This window comes from Mycoplasma todarodis, from assembly GCF_965212735.1.
Classification (GTDB): domain Bacteria; phylum Bacillota_I; class Bacilli_A; order Mycoplasmatales; family Metamycoplasmataceae; genus Mycoplasma_K; species Mycoplasma_K todarodis_A.
In genome coordinates this window covers 219,532-234,372 of the sequence record NZ_CBDBYJ010000002.1, presented here as the reverse complement: position 1 = coordinate 234,372, position 14,841 = coordinate 219,532, and the positions used below count along the sequence as shown (strand labels likewise).

The window sequence follows — 14,841 nt, the reverse complement described above, 5'->3', positions numbered from 1 at the left end:
GTTAAGTACGTGTTACTCACCCATTCGCTACTAAGTCTAAAGTGCAAGCACTTTTGCTTCGTTCAACATGCATGTATTAGGCACACAGCCAGCGTTCATCCTGAGCCAGGATCAAACTCTCATAAATTGATTCCGGGTTCATGGTTTCTTGTATCTAGTTTTCAAAGATCTATCAGCAAAAACTTTAAATGGAATTTCACTTCCTAAAAGTTGGTGCCTTATTAGTATAACAAAAAAATAAACCCTTTCACAAAAAATATTTTTTTATTTCACCGCACATCTCCATTGTTATTTATTTATATATAAAAGCCTCCATTTTATTTTATATATAGATAGGTTTGGCAAAATCATAAAAAAGATAAAAATAAAAATAGGATACTCCCTATTTTTTAAACTTCATAATTTAGTCTTTGGATTTTATTGCCTTTTGGACTCATCTCAACAACAACTGCATTAACTTGACAATCATTTTTTGAAACAGTGAATCTTGACATCTCATCATAACGCATCTTTAAATATACTGATTCAAAGTCAGCGCCAATTGCTGCATTCTTTGGACCTGTCATTCCAACATCTGTAATAAATGCTGTTCCGTTAGGTAAAATTTTATCATCTGCTGTTTGAACGTGTGTATGCGTTCCAACTATCGCATCCACCAACCCATCAGCATAAAGTGAAAACACAGCTTTTTCAGAAGTAGTTTCACCATGGAAATCAATAAAATGATAATCTGCTTTAGTTTCATCTTTTGTAATTTCATCTAATGCATCGAAGAAATTTGAAGCATGAGATTCTTTTCAAGGTTTTCTCAATTCATTAAATGTAATACCCATCATTGATGTCACCCTTAAAGTTTTTCCTTTTACATCGAAAACTATTGAACCCTTACCAGCATAATTTTTATTAATGTTGTAAGGTCTAATAATGTCATCATATTTAAATAATTTATTTATTTCATCTTTTGCTCAAACATGATTACCCATAGTAAATGCATTAACACCTGCTGTTTTTAATTTTTTATAATCAGAATAATATAAACCTTTACGACCTGATACATTTTCCCCTTGCACAATCACAAAATCAATTTTGTGTTTTTCTTTTAATTTAGGCAACTCTTGAACTACAGTCTTTAATCCAGGTTTCCCAAATATATCTCCAATAAATAGAACTTTCATTTTGTCCTGCTTTCTATACAATAAATATTACCACATAACTTTATTTAAAAACAAAAGGCATTGCCCTTTGTCCTTAATTAGAAATTTTTTTATTAAGTTGTGCATAAAGATCATCTTTAAATTCTTTATTTTCTTCTAAAAGCACCCTCATATTATTCTTACCTTGCGCAATATTTTTATCATTGTATTTATATCAAGCGCCTTTCCTGATTAAAACACCTTCTTCTTCAGCTAGTTGAATTATCTCCGATTCAAGAGAAATACCTTTACCAAAATGAATTTCTGTGCACGTTGTTTTAAATGGAGGTGCCAATTTATTTTTAAGGACTTTAATTCTTACATTATTGCCGGTTACATTATCCGTTGTTCCTAAGGAAGATATTCTTCGAATTTCCATTCTGATAGAAGCATAGAATTTTAATGCTCGTCCTCCTGGCGTTGTTTCAGGATTCCCAAACATAACTCCAACTTTTTCCCTAATTTGATTTAGAAAAATAATGGTTGTTTTATTTTTACTTAATGAGCCAGTTATTTTCCTTAAAGCTTTTGACATCAATCGCGCTTGTGCACCAATTGTTTGATCTTTCATTTCACCATTTAATTCTGCTTCAGGAACCAATGCTGCAACTGAATCAACTATTATTAAATCTATTGTTCCAGTTTTTGAAAGAATATCAACAATTTCTAAAGCTTGCTCACCTGAATCTGGTTGAGATAATATTAAATCATCTATTTTTACACCTAATGCTTCGGCATATTGAGGATCTATTGCATGTTCCGCATCTACGAAAGCGCAAATTCCACCCTTTTTTTGAACTTCAGCTATTGCATGCAAAGAAAGAGTTGTTTTACCAGATGATTCAGGTCCATATATTTCTATCACTCTACCCTTTGGATAACCACCAATTCCTAATGATTTATTTATTAGGAGTGAGCCTGACGATATCGTGTCAACGTTTATACGTTCCTTAGAACCTAATAACATAACAGACTCCTTCCCAAAAGCTACTTGGATTTTATCCATAGCTTCTTTGATTTCCTTGTTTTTCATTTACACCTCCATTTATATATTTGTTTTTTTAAAATAAATTGCAAATAAAAAAAGGAGAATTATTCTCCGTTTATTTTATTAATAGCAAATTCTACTGCTTGATTTATGATTTCAACCCTTGTTCCTTTGAAGTTTTTTTCGTAAACTTTTTCATTAATACCAATGTAAACTAATCCAACTGGTTTTTCTTCCATAGGTACTGGCCCAGCATTTCCAGTGAATGAAACACAATTATCTACACCTAGAAACTCCTTACCTTTTAAAGCCATTTCTCTTGCAACTCTTTCATTGACAACACCTTCTGAAATATCTACTCCTATTTTTGCTTTTAATTCACTAGCATATGTTATTACGCTACCTTTATAATATTTACTTGCTCCAGGAACTGAAGTTATTGCAGCTGCAAAAGCTCCCCCAGTAAATGACTCTATTGATCCTAATGTTTTCATACAAAAATTATAAATAAAAAAACTAGATTGTTCTAGTTTAATTAAATTGTTCATCAAATTCCTTGATAGAGTTATCATCACCTTTAACAGCTAAAGTAACTTTTCTAATATCGTCTTTTATATAGATATCTGAAACTCTAACTGAGAATATTCCAGGAATTTCCTTAATTTTTTCTGCTTGTTTAGCAATTTCTTCTTTGTCTTTAAGTTCGAAAGTTATACTTCTAACTTTTAATTGTGCTTCGTCATATGTTTTAAAAGAAATTTCTGTTGTTTCTTGTTCAATCATTATTTCCGCAATAAATGCTTCAGTTGAATTTAGAAGTGGGTGAACTTTACCAATTCATCCAATTGTTTTTCCTTCTAATTTAATTAATGCTGATACTCCCTCGTGGAATTGAGTTCCTATAGCTCTTTCGAAAGTAACCGGTTTTTTAATGATATTTAAAACATCTTGTTTCATTTCTTTGAAAGTTTTACTTGTTGAAGCAAGCGCAGCAACAAACACACCATTATTTATATGTCCTATGTCAAATATAGAAATATCATCCATTTTACGTTTAACATTATAATCAACAACTTCAAGAAGAGACATAGCCATTGAATTTCTTATAACTTCTCTTTCTTTTGAGATGAACGTTTCTAATTCAACAGTTTCTTTAAAGTCAAATGGATTAAATGCGTTTCTTTCTTTTGAAATTAATGAATATGTTCATACTTCTTGGTAACCCATAGCAGCAATTTCTTTATGTTTATGATTAACAACCTTAACAGCAGAAGGATTTACAACTGGTGCAACAGGTTTGAAATTATCATAACCATATAAACGAATAAATTCTTCATTGAAATCTTGTTGTGATTCAATATCATGTCTATAGTTAGGCACTGAAATTGTTGTTTGGTTTACAGTGAACCCTAATGAATTCATTTGTGAAGCAAGTTTTGAGAATTCTTCTTTTGATAACTCCGCTCCAATTAGTGAATCCAAGATCTTTTTATCAAAATCTAATTCTTTTTCATTTTCCTTAGGTAGACCTTTTACATTAGAAATATTAGTTATTCTATTTGTAAGATAAGTTCATCCTAATTCTTGTGTACCAACACCAAGTTTTTTAGAAGATTGTCTTGAAGACATTGATTCTAACTTAGTTTGTTTAGCTGTATGTCTTACTTTTTTAATATTGAAATTACCAATTTCTAAAATAACTTCTTTTGTTTCATTATCAACCGCTGTTCCTTGGAATCCCATAACACCTGCAGCTGAAATGGCTTTTTCATCATCTCATATTAATAGAGAATTTTCGAACTCAACTTCTTTTCCACCTAATAAAGTAGCTTTTGTAGTAGTTTCTTTTGCAATGATATTTTTTGTAACCTTATTTTTATCATAAGCATGAACTGGTTGACCAGTCATTAATAATGCTAGGTTAGTGATATCAACTATTGGTGTTGTTGATTTAATACCTGATTTTAATAGAAGTAATTTTTCTTCAAGAGTTATTTCTAAATCTTCAATATTAGCCTCAGCAATAGATAATACATCTGCACTTCCATTTGAAACATTATACTCAGTGTCAAATCCACCTTTTTTAATTGAATTGAAATTAGGTTTGTCCTCAATGTTTAAATAAGCCTTTAATTCTTGAGCCATTACAAAGTATGAATTCGAATCAGATCTATTTGAAAGTATGTCAATTTCAATTATGTGGTCGTCAAATCCAAATAATTTAAGTGGGTCTTGTGTTAAGTCAGTTTCTTCGTCAAATAATTGAAGTTTTTCCTCTCACCCTTCAGGTAATGATTCTTTAGTTTTATCTTTAACTATTTCACTAAATGCGCAAAGCATCCCTTGAGAAACTATACCCTTCATTTTTCTATCAGTAAAAGTCATATCACCAAGTTTTGAACCTGGAACAAATGCCATAACAACTTTACCTTCATTACCAACAACACTATCATCAGTTGTTTGGATTGTTCTTACCGCATCATCAAATTTGATTTCACAAACATTCAGTTTTGTTCCTTCTGGGTTTTTTGAAGTTGAAAGAAGTTTTCCAAATTTAACACCTTCAGCTTCAGAAAACCTTTCAGTACCTTCTACTTCAAACCCTAATTTATTGAATGCAATAACCATATCTTCTACTGTTCAATTTTTTGGAGCGTTTGAAAGCTCTTTTAATAAATTAAATGAAAATAACATTATTTTACCTCCTTAAATTGGTTCAGGAATCTTAAATCGTTTTGATAGAATTCACGAATATCATTAATACCGTATTTAATCATAGCCATTCTTTCTACACCAATTCCAGATGCGAATCCATTCATATCATTTGTATATCCAGCCATTTTTAAAACTTTCTCATTAAGCATTCCTGCTCCAAGAACTTCAATTCATCTTCCTTTATAAAAGATATCAACTTCTACTGAAGGTTCAGTGAATGGGAAGAATGAAGGACGTAACCTTACATCAACTTCTTCTTCTAATATGTATGAAACTAATGATTTAATTGTTCATATTAAATTGGGGAATGATACATACCCTATATTAGCTAAATCAATTTGTGCAAATTGATGTGAATGAGTTTGATCATCATCATCATTTCTATAAACACGCCCAATAGCAAATTCTGCAAATGCTTCATTTGCATGTTTTTCAAGAGTTCTTGCTGTAAATCCAGTATTGTGAGTACGCATTAAAGTTTCTTTATTGATATATAAAGAATCTTGCATATCTCTTGCTGGGTGATCTTTTGGTATATTTAAACGTTCGAAGTTGTATTCGTCAGTTTCTATTTCTGGACCAGTTGTTTCAAAGTAACCATTTTGATTCAATCAATGTCTCGCTCTATTTGCAACAAGAGTTAAAGGATGTAAAGATCCTGATTGTTCTAATGGTTCAGTAACATCAATTCATTCACTATTAACCTTTTCAGCAATAGCATTAAGTTCTATCTCTTTCATTTTTTCAGCAAAAGCTTTTTCTGCTTTTGTTTTTAATTCAGTGATTTGTTTACCTATTTTACTTTTCTCTGATGGTTCTGCAGTTCTAATTGCTTTTTGTAATTTTGTGATTTCTCCATCTTTACCAAAGAATTTACTCTTTTCTAACTTCAGTTCTTCTAGTGTTTTTACGTGTGATAAGTTCATATCTACCTCCATTTTTATATAAAAAGCCCAAGATTGGGGGCCAACGTACCACCCCAATCTAGGACTCTCTCTTGTCTTAACGCGACAAACGAATGTTTTTAGCATTACTCAATCGGCGAATTCAAACTTTCCATACTACTTCCGATTTCATTGTTTATATTTAATTTCTTATTTTCTAAGCGACTTAATTATACATTAATTACTTAAAAGTACTCTTCTCTCTACAAAAGTTACACTTGATTTCTATTGCTCCATGTTCTTTTATGATTTTAGCTTTTTCATCAGCAGGAATCGAATCAAACATTATTTGGAATTTTTCCTTTGAACAAGAACATTTTCAAATCAATTCTTTTTCTTCTAGTTTAATAGCTTCCATATTTGAAACGAATTCTTCTAATTCCATCTCACCTAGTTTATTTTTTTTCAGGAATTGTTCAACTCATTGAACATCTTCTTCTGTGTAGCCAGGTAACATTTGCATAGTTACACCATAAGCTCTTTCAACGTGTGAATTTTCTCCTAATAATACAGAAGATAAAACAGCTGTTCTAGTTTGTTCTGATTTTTCAAAGTAATAAGCCATATCAGTTACAACATCACCTTTTGCCAACTTAACTTCTCCACCGAAAGTTAAATCACCAGCAGTGTTTAATATTTTAAGTGTACCAACTTGACCAATACCAACACCAAGAGGTAAATCATTCGGTCTTGTTTTATCATATTCAGTTACAACTTTTGGATTTGCAATTGATGCTCTAACGAATCCTTCTTCAGTAGATTCAACAATTACAGTACCAGTTGATCCATCACCATTCAAGATTGCTGAATTCTTTGTATTTCTTTTGATTGCTGTTAATGGTCCAAACACCGCAATTGATGTTGCTAAGATTAAAGCTCCTAATGGTAATGCCTCATGTTTTTCAACCGCTACATTAGCCACGTCCGTCATATTTGAAACATAAATTCTTATGTTGTTTTTTGTTAATAATTGTACTTTTGCCATAGTTAATTAATTATACAAAAAAACACCATTTTATGTGATGTTTATTAGTATCTTTCTTTTGTTGCTGACTTTTCTTTAGCTTCTAAATAAAACCCCAAACTAGAAGCTAGCATTGCTACGAAAGGAGGTACTGTTCATTCAATGCTGATGTTGATTCCAATGGAAATCATAAAAATTCAATAAGAGTCATTTAATTGACCAGAGTTATGCGCATAAACATAAATCAATGTCGCCACAAAAATAGTATTAAATATAGAAATGGTTAACCCTAAAATGAAAGCGTATGCATATTTAGCAATCATAATTGTCCTATGATTTGTTGTAGATGCTTTATCTCGAATAACTTTCGCTATTCATATAACAAACATCAATGGTATTAAAATCATTATTCTTCCGATTATAAATACAACCAATAAATTACCCCAACCACCTACAAAGGTTATTATTGGTGGTGTAAAAAATATGGTTCCAATAATAGACGAAATTATAAAACAAGTAATCCCGAATATCGCACCCTTTCATCCATAGTGGATAGTTGCTAATGCAACTGGTATTGCCATCATGGTTGCATTAAATGCACCAATCCTTATATAGCCAACTTGAGGAACAAAGGTCATAAGTAGAAATATAGAAACATATATCCCTAGAAATGCTATTGTTCTCGGTTTTATTTTGCGTGATGCATCTTTATCGTTAAGATTATTTTTCATTAAATTTTTCAATTACTTTTATTCCTTCAATTGTAGCTTCTTTTACATAAGTAGCTGCAACCATATCTTTTACTAATTTTGAATTGCCTCCTGATATGAAAACATCCGCATCAGAATCTATTTCTCTTATAAAACCTCTAATCATATGAATGTGTCCTTTTAATATTCCGATTGATAAACACTCCTCAGTGTTGTTACCAAGAGTCTTATTAATTAAGTTCATATTAATTTCATGAAGTTTTGAAGCGTTTTTAATTAATGATTCAGCACCTATAGCAATACCAGGTGCAAAAATAGTCCCCAACATAGTTTTGTTTTTAATATGAGTTATTGTAGTTGCAGTACCTAAATTAACAATAATTCCATTTTCAGATTTATCAGCAACAAAAGCAGATAGCGAAATAACATCCGAACCTATTGCTTTAGGGTTTGTCGCTTTAAAATTTATCCCTGTTTTTACAGGAAACTTAATAATATTTGGTTTGATTCCAAAATATTTTTCAATCATTCTTTCAATTGTTCCAAGTTGATTTGGAACTACAGATGATATTCAAGCACTTTCAACTTTAGATGTTTTTACCTCTTCTGGTAAAAAACTAAATAAAGAATCAGGTGAAAAGTCGTTTTTAGTTTTGAAAGAGATATAAAACTCCTCTTCACCCAACTTGTAATTCATCTTTATACTGGTATTACCAATATCAAAATATAATTTCATTTTTCTCCTAAAATTATTCGCAGTAATAATACCCTCTATGATAAGTAGGGTTTATTTTTAACTACAAATAAAGTATAACATCGCAAAAAAATAAAGCTCAACGCTTTATTTTTTTGTTTCGTTTATACCATTCAATAATGCTTGTAGTATAAAGTTAAATGGTTTGTTGTAATGTGGTAGGAAATACACATCAATTAATGCTATTTCAGGTAATGTCATTCCTTTTTGAATCGCAAGTGATAACATAAAGATTGCTTCCGAATGATTATTTGTTCCGAAAGAACCAATTTGTGCTCCAAGTAGTTTTAAAGTTTTTGGATCATATATTATTTTAATTTGAACATCTTCAACAGTAGACATTCATTCAGGTCTATCCGCATCTTTTCAAAATACTGATTTAGCATCAATATTATTTTTTTTACAAAACGCTTCCGAAATACCTGTTGATGCATACTTACATCCAAATATATTTATACCACTTGTACCTTGTACACCTGGAAATGGTAAGTTAATCCCTGCAACATGATACGCAGCAACCAATCCTGTTTTAACAGCATTAGTTGCTAAAGCTACATGTGAATGTTTATGTGTAGAATTGTGCATTAAGGATGCTGAATCACCAATTGCATAAATATCTTCATTTGATGTTTGTTGATACTCGTTAACGATAATTGATTTAGATTTTTGTTCTAGTTCTAATTGATCTTCAACTAATTTTGTTAGAGGTTTGAAACCGATTGAAAGAATAACTAAATCAGCTTTGTATTCACCTTTCTCAGTAACAACAGAAGTTACCTTTGTTTCTCCCTTGAATTCTTTAACAGTCTCACCCATTCTTAATTCAACTCCCGCTTCTTTCATACGTTGTTGAAGTGGTTCTGTGAATTCCTCATCAAAATATGAAGGAGTAACTCTATTAGCCATATCGATTAATGTTACCTTTTTACCAGCTTTCGAGAAAGCTTCTACAAGTTCAATACCAATATATCCAGCACCAACAACTACAACATTTTTAACATTTTCATCTTTGGCTTTGGTTTTAATCTTTTGAGCATGTTGGAATAATTTAGAAAGGAATATGTTTTCTTTATCAATACCTTTGATAGGAGGAACTATTGGTCAAGTTCCAATAGAATAAACTAATTTATCATATTCATCTTTGAATACTTCATTCGTTTTAAGGTTTTTTACCATTACATATTTTTCGTTAGAATTAACTTCAATAATTTCATGTTGCATTTTTACATCAACACCCATATTTTCCAATTCTTCAGGTGATGAATAAAATAGACCTTTTGAATCTTTGAATTCATCAGAAACTCATAATGCAATACCACATCCTAAAAAGGATATATTAGTATTCTTGTCATATGCTGTTATCTCATGTTCTTTTGTTAAGTTAGCAAGTGTTCTAACAAAAGATGTTCCGGCGTGATTTGTTCCCATAACTATAATTTTCATTATTTCTCCTTCAGATATTTTTCTATATCAATAAAATTATACAACTCAATATTATTGTTTAACAAGTAAATAGTTTTTGAATAGGTTTACAAATTAAAATATTTTATTGATTACTCTCACATTAAGGTTAAAATTATAATGTTATAAAAAATAAAGGACGGTAAAATGCAAGGTAAAATATTAATCGTTAATGGTGGTTCTTCATCATTAAAATTCCAAGTAATGGATTCAACAACAAAAGAAGTTCTTTCTTCAGGTTTGGCTGAAAGAATACAAGTAGATGGTTCTTTCACAATCAAGACAGCAGAAGGAAAGTTTACAATCGAACAAGATTTAAATGATCATAAGGAAGCAATTCAGTTACTTATCCAACAACTAAAGGAAAAAAATATTATCAATTCTTTAAATGAAATAGTTGGTATAGGTCACAGGATTGTTCAAGGTGGAGAAATATTTAAAGAATCAGCAATAATTGATTCTGAAAATCTTAAAAAGGTTAGGGAATTAAGTAAATTAGCTCCACTTCACAACCCCGGTGAAGCAGATATTATAGAAGCATTCTCAACGCTTCTTCCCAACGTTAAAAATGTAGGAGTTTTTGATACTTCTTTCCATCAAACAATGGATGCAGAAGAATTTCTTTATGCAGTTCCCAATGAATGATATGAAAAATATGATGTTAGACGTTATGGAGCACACGGAACTTCACACAAATACATAACAAATCAAATGAAAACTATTTTAAACAAGGAAAGTGTCAACTTAGTTATTTGTCACTTAGGTAATGGTTCATCATTATCAGCGATTAAAAATTCAAAAGTTATCAACACTTCAATGGGTTTAACTCCTTTAGCGGGATTAATCATGGGAACTCGTTCTGGTGATTTAGATCCAGCAATAGTTGGATACATGAGTCAACAAACTGGTCGTAGTGCAGAAGAAATTGTAGATGATTTAAATCATAAATCAGGTTTACTTGCTCTTTCAGGGATTTCTTCTGATATGCGTGATATCAGAGTTGCACTTGCAAAGGGAGATGAAAAAGCTAAGCGTACTGTAAGAATGTTTGCCAAGAGAATTGCAACATATATTGTTGATTATGCAAATCAAATCGGAGAAAAATTAGATGGAATTGTATTTACCGCCGGTATTGGTGAAAATTCTTGAGAAATCAGAAAAGTTATTTTAGAACAAGTTAAAATACTAGGTACAAAACTTTCTGATGAAAAAAATCAATCAGAATATGAGTCATACAACAAAATTTCAGATGAATCTTCAAAAATAGATTTATATGCAATGAGAACTAACGAAGAATTAGTTATAGCTAATGAGTTGTTAGAGATTATTAAATAAACTAAAAAAAACACCATGAAGGTGTTTTTTTAATCATTTCTTATAATTATGAGATAGCGTGTTTAGCAACTCAAATTGGGTCAAATACGTCTTTAGCGAATTGAACACCGATTGCTCCAAAAATAATAACTAGTACTAAAAGTACTCCTGCGATTATTAATGCAACTGTTTCTGATTTAATTAAACCTAACATTGTTACTGTTCCAAGTGCGAAAGCAGCTAAACCTAGAATAATAGCAAGTGATGCCATAGCAGCAGCAGCTTGTATGTGTGCTTTAAAATACTCTGGTGTACCATCTAAATGTTTAAGTCCATCTGTCAGTGTGAATGTTCCTGTCATGTCCTCTGTTGTTAGTGCTACAGATCCAAGTATAATACCTAGTAATCCTGCAAAAAACATAACTACTACTGAAATTAATAATTTTGGTTTTGATTTAAGATTGTTAATCATTTTTTTATTTCTCCTTTTTTTATATTTATATATGATATTTTCTTTTGATTCAATATCTATAAAATTATATACCTTTTTATTTTAAAAAGACATTCATTAATTTTTTTTGTTATTGACAACGAAAATAAAAAAACAACCTAATTAGTCGCTTTTTTATATTTATTATTTAACTAAAATTGAATCTTCATCCATTGAAGAACCTTTTTCAATTCCCATATAATCAAGAACTGTTGGGGCAACATTAGCAAGTTTTCCACCTTCTTTTAAAGAAACTGATTTATCTGAACATACAAATAGCACTGGTGATGATGTATGTTTAGTTGCTGGTCCACCTTTTTCATCAATCATAATCTCGGCATTACCGTGATCAGCTGTAATGAATAATGTTCCACCGATTTCATTTAATTTATCAAGGATACGTCCAACTTGTAGATCTAATTCTTCCATAGCAATAATTGCTGATGGTAAATCTCCTGTGTGTCCAACCATATCAGGGTTAGCAAAGTTCATAATTGTAAGGTCATATCGATCTACAACTTCGATTAATTCAGTAGCAATTCCTTCAGCTGACATTTTAGGTGCTTCTGTAAATGATTTAACTTTAACTGAATCAACTAAAATTCTATCTGCTCCTGGATATTCAACATCTACTCCACCGTCCATAAAGAATGTAACGTGAGCATATTTTTGAGTTTCCGCAATACGTAATTGTTTTAACCCTGCATCTGAAACAACTTTACCGATTGGTGTTGGAACTTCCATCATATCGAACGCAACATCAGTATCAACACCTTCATATTTCATCATTGAAACAACTGGTACGTTTTTAAGTTGTGTTGAAGGTTTCACATCATAAACTGATGAAGAACCAACCATTAAGTGAGCAAGTTGTCTAGCTCTATCTGGTCTGAAGTTGAAGAAAATAACTGAGTCATTGTCTTGTAAGAATTTTACATTTGAATTTGAATTTATTGCAGGTTCGATGAATTCATCTGTATTTCCTGCTGCATATTGACCTTTAACATATTCGTAGATATCATCAAATTTTTCATTTGCTGAACCCATGATTGCTTGATAGGCTTTTTCTGTTCTTTCAAACATTTCATCTCTATCCATTGAATATAAACGACCTGAAACTGATCCTAATTTGAATCCGTATTTTTCTAATCTTGGCATTAATTCTTCTAATGATTCTGCGAATGCATCAGGAGCAACATCTCTACCATCTGAAAATACGTGTAATGTTACATCTTTAACATTTTGTTCATGTGCCATTTCCATTATTTTTCATAAATGTTTATCTAATGAGTGGATTCCTCCTGGTGATAATAATCCCATTATGTGTAATGTTGAATTATTTTCTTTTGCATGGTTCATTGCATTTAAGAATGAAGCATTTTTATTGAAAGTGTTTTGATCAATTGAATTTTGAATTAATGATAATCCTGTATAAACTACTTGTCCAGCACCAATATTTAAGTGCCCAACTTCTGAGTTACCCATTTGACCTGCTGGAAGACCTACTGATTCTCCTGCGGCTTTAACTAATACATTTGGGTATTCAGCAAAAATCTTATCAAATACTGGTGTATTTGCTTGTTTTACTGCATTACCTTCTACTTTGTCCAGTGTTCCTAGACCATCTATAACCATTAATACTACTGGTTTTTTCATATTTTCTCCTTAATTAAAAAATGGTTTTACCCACTTTTTATTATTTAATTATTTGTTTAATGTAAGTAATTTAATGAATGAGTCAGCTTGAACTGAAGCTCCACCAACTAATGCACCATCAACGTTTGGTTGTGACATTAATTCTTCAACGTTTTCAGGTTTAACTGAACCACCATATTGAATTAATACTTCTTCTGAAGTAATTGATCTAATGAATGCACACATTTCTTCAGCGTAAGCTGCTGTAGCTGTTTTACCTGTTCCGATTGCTCAAACTGGTTCATAAGCAATAACAACGTTAGCTCAATCAGTAATTCCCTCAAGAGAAGCTAATGTTGAAGCTTTAACTACATCTTTAGATTTTCCTGCTTCATATTCTTCTAGTGTTTCACCAACACATACGATAGGTGTTACATCGTTTGCTAAAGCAACTTTAGCTTTTTTGTTTACATCTGCATCTGTTTCATTGAACATTGCTCTTCTTTCAGAGTGTCCTAAGATAACAGCGTTTGAACCTGCAGCTTTAATCATTTCAACAGATAGTTCACCTGTGAATGCTCCATTTGCTTCAAAGTGCATATTTTCAGCAGCAACAATAAAGTCACCTTTTGCTTCACCTGAAACTGTTGCTAAGTCAACAGCTGGTGCCCCAATACCGAATTTCATTGTTGATGCAATTTTATCTTTGTTTGCTTCAAATAATGTGTTGAATTCTTCCATGAAAGCTTTTGCTTCTGCTGGAGTTTTATTCATTTTTCAGTTTCCTACAATAACTTGATTTCTCATATTTCTTTCTCCTTGTTATAAATTTATTTTATGTATATATTTTAACATTTTTTAGTAAAAAAAATAACCTTTACGGTTATTTTATTTATTTCTATTTTCCTAAGTCAACAACGTGGAATAGTGCTAACATTAAGAATACGAATATTGTTATTGTTAATACAAGAATAAATCCTAGTAAAGCAGATTCAAATACTGATCTTCCACCTTTTGTTGCTGGGTTTTTCTTTAATTTAACAACTTGTGTTTTTAATACTTCAACTTCTTTAGTTAAAGCAACATTTTCGTCTTTAAGTTTTTTGTTTTCTTCTTTTGCTTCTTCTGAAAGTTTTTTAGCTTCTTTAGCGATTTTTAGAGCATCTTCTGCTTCTTTAGCGATTTTAGCATCCTCTTTGGCTGGTGTGGCTGCTTTTTGTTTTTGTAAAGCGTCAATTTTCTCTTTTTGTTCTTTGATTAAAGCTAAGATTTCAACATCTTGATTTCCTGATGCAAGTTTTGTAACTTTGTTTGCTTCTACAAATCAGTTTGAAGTATATTTTCCATCTTCATGAATTTTAATTCTTCCTGATCTACCTGCTACAGATTTAATTTTTGATTCAGCGTCAGCGAAAGCTGTACCTTTTGATTTGTGGTGGTAGTAACGATCTACACCATCTCTTTTAACTGTTCATTCTTTTTCACCTTTTTTAGAAACTGTGAAATTCACACTTGCTACAGGTTTTTTTATTGTTTTTGTTTCTGCCATGTCTTCTCCCTTTATGTGTTTAATTTTCATTTAAATTCATTCCTCTATTTAAACTAGAATAATTATAGCATATATTTTATATATGTTTCAATTTAATACTTTTAAAAAGTGCATTTTACCTTGA

General features: G+C 31.0%; 14 protein-coding genes and 1 rRNA gene. 1 reads left to right on the top strand and 14 read right to left on the bottom strand.

The genetic code is table 4. The annotated features are described in order from the left end of the window. From ACOMC1_RS02510 to ACOMC1_RS02465, 10 genes are all read right to left on the bottom strand, one after another. Positions 1 to 127 (bottom strand): 16S ribosomal RNA (locus ACOMC1_RS02510); the annotation flags it as partial. A gap of 262 nt (positions 128 to 389) precedes the next feature. After that, entirely contained in the window at positions 390 to 1,175 is a 786-nt protein-coding gene (locus ACOMC1_RS02505) for a TIGR00282 family metallophosphoesterase (RefSeq protein WP_420331065.1), read from the bottom strand. Positions 1,176 to 1,248: 73 nt separating this feature from the next. Next, positions 1,249 to 2,226 (bottom strand): recombinase RecA, encoded by a 978-nt coding sequence (recA, locus tag ACOMC1_RS02500; protein ID WP_420331064.1) that lies wholly within the window; start codon positions 2,224 to 2,226, stop codon positions 1,249 to 1,251. A gap of 59 nt (positions 2,227 to 2,285) precedes the next feature. Continuing rightward, positions 2,286 to 2,675, bottom strand: coding sequence for a CinA family protein (locus ACOMC1_RS02495; protein ID WP_420331063.1), 390 nt, complete (start codon positions 2,673 to 2,675; stop codon positions 2,286 to 2,288). A gap of 37 nt (positions 2,676 to 2,712) precedes the next feature. Then, positions 2,713 to 4,875, bottom strand: a complete 2,163-nt coding sequence (locus ACOMC1_RS02490; protein WP_420331062.1) for a phenylalanine--tRNA ligase subunit beta — start codon at positions 4,873 to 4,875, stop codon at positions 2,713 to 2,715. Next, positions 4,875 to 5,822, bottom strand: a complete 948-nt coding sequence (pheS, locus tag ACOMC1_RS02485) for a phenylalanine--tRNA ligase subunit alpha (RefSeq protein ID WP_420331061.1) — start codon at positions 5,820 to 5,822, stop codon at positions 4,875 to 4,877. Before pheS ends, ACOMC1_RS02490 begins: the two co-directional genes overlap by 1 nt. A 199-nt stretch (positions 5,823 to 6,021) precedes the next feature. Then, positions 6,022 to 6,825 carry an Hsp33 family molecular chaperone HslO gene (locus ACOMC1_RS02480; protein WP_420331060.1) on the bottom strand — a complete coding sequence of 268 codons (804 nt, stop codon included), beginning with the start codon at positions 6,823 to 6,825 and terminating at the stop codon, positions 6,022 to 6,024. A 44-nt stretch (positions 6,826 to 6,869) separates the two neighbouring features. Then, a complete protein-coding gene (locus ACOMC1_RS02475; RefSeq protein WP_420331059.1) occupies positions 6,870 to 7,535 on the bottom strand; it encodes a hypothetical protein in 666 nt (221 codons plus the stop codon). Beyond that, positions 7,525 to 8,250, bottom strand: coding sequence for a type III pantothenate kinase (locus ACOMC1_RS02470; RefSeq protein WP_420331058.1), 726 nt, complete (start codon positions 8,248 to 8,250; stop codon positions 7,525 to 7,527). Before ACOMC1_RS02470 ends, ACOMC1_RS02475 begins: the two co-directional genes overlap by 11 nt. A 105-nt stretch (positions 8,251 to 8,355) precedes the next feature. Further along, positions 8,356 to 9,711, bottom strand: a complete 1,356-nt coding sequence (locus ACOMC1_RS02465) for an FAD-dependent oxidoreductase (protein WP_420331057.1) — start codon at positions 9,709 to 9,711, stop codon at positions 8,356 to 8,358. Positions 9,712 to 9,876: 165 nt separating this feature from the next. Between ACOMC1_RS02465 and ACOMC1_RS02460 the strand changes: the two genes are divergently transcribed. Next, positions 9,877 to 11,064 (top strand): acetate/propionate family kinase, encoded by a 1,188-nt coding sequence (locus tag ACOMC1_RS02460; protein ID WP_420331056.1) that lies wholly within the window; start codon positions 9,877 to 9,879, stop codon positions 11,062 to 11,064. 46 nt (positions 11,065 to 11,110) lie between these two features. On the opposite strand, the gene ACOMC1_RS02455 is transcribed toward ACOMC1_RS02460, so the two are convergent. The 4 genes from ACOMC1_RS02455 to ACOMC1_RS02440 all read right to left on the bottom strand — a co-directional run bounded on the left by ACOMC1_RS02455 (position 11,111) and on the right by ACOMC1_RS02440 (position 14,717). Further along, the gene (locus tag ACOMC1_RS02455) at positions 11,111 to 11,515 is read right to left on the bottom strand and encodes a hypothetical protein (protein WP_420331055.1); all 405 of its coding nucleotides are present in this window, start codon (positions 11,513 to 11,515) and stop codon (positions 11,111 to 11,113) included. Positions 11,516 to 11,677: 162 nt separating this feature from the next. Continuing rightward, complete coding sequence (gene gpmI / locus ACOMC1_RS02450) at positions 11,678 to 13,189, bottom strand: 2,3-bisphosphoglycerate-independent phosphoglycerate mutase (RefSeq protein WP_420331054.1); 1,512 nt, start codon at positions 13,187 to 13,189, stop codon at positions 11,678 to 11,680. 48 nt (positions 13,190 to 13,237) lie between these two features. Then, positions 13,238 to 13,975: a triose-phosphate isomerase gene (gene tpiA, locus ACOMC1_RS02445; RefSeq protein ID WP_420331053.1), complete on the bottom strand. Its 738-nt coding sequence runs from the start codon at positions 13,973 to 13,975 to the stop codon at positions 13,238 to 13,240. Positions 13,976 to 14,066: 91 nt separating this feature from the next. Then, positions 14,067 to 14,717, bottom strand: a complete 651-nt coding sequence (locus tag ACOMC1_RS02440) for a hypothetical protein (RefSeq protein WP_420331052.1) — start codon at positions 14,715 to 14,717, stop codon at positions 14,067 to 14,069. Between the last annotated feature and the right edge of the window lie 124 nt (positions 14,718 to 14,841).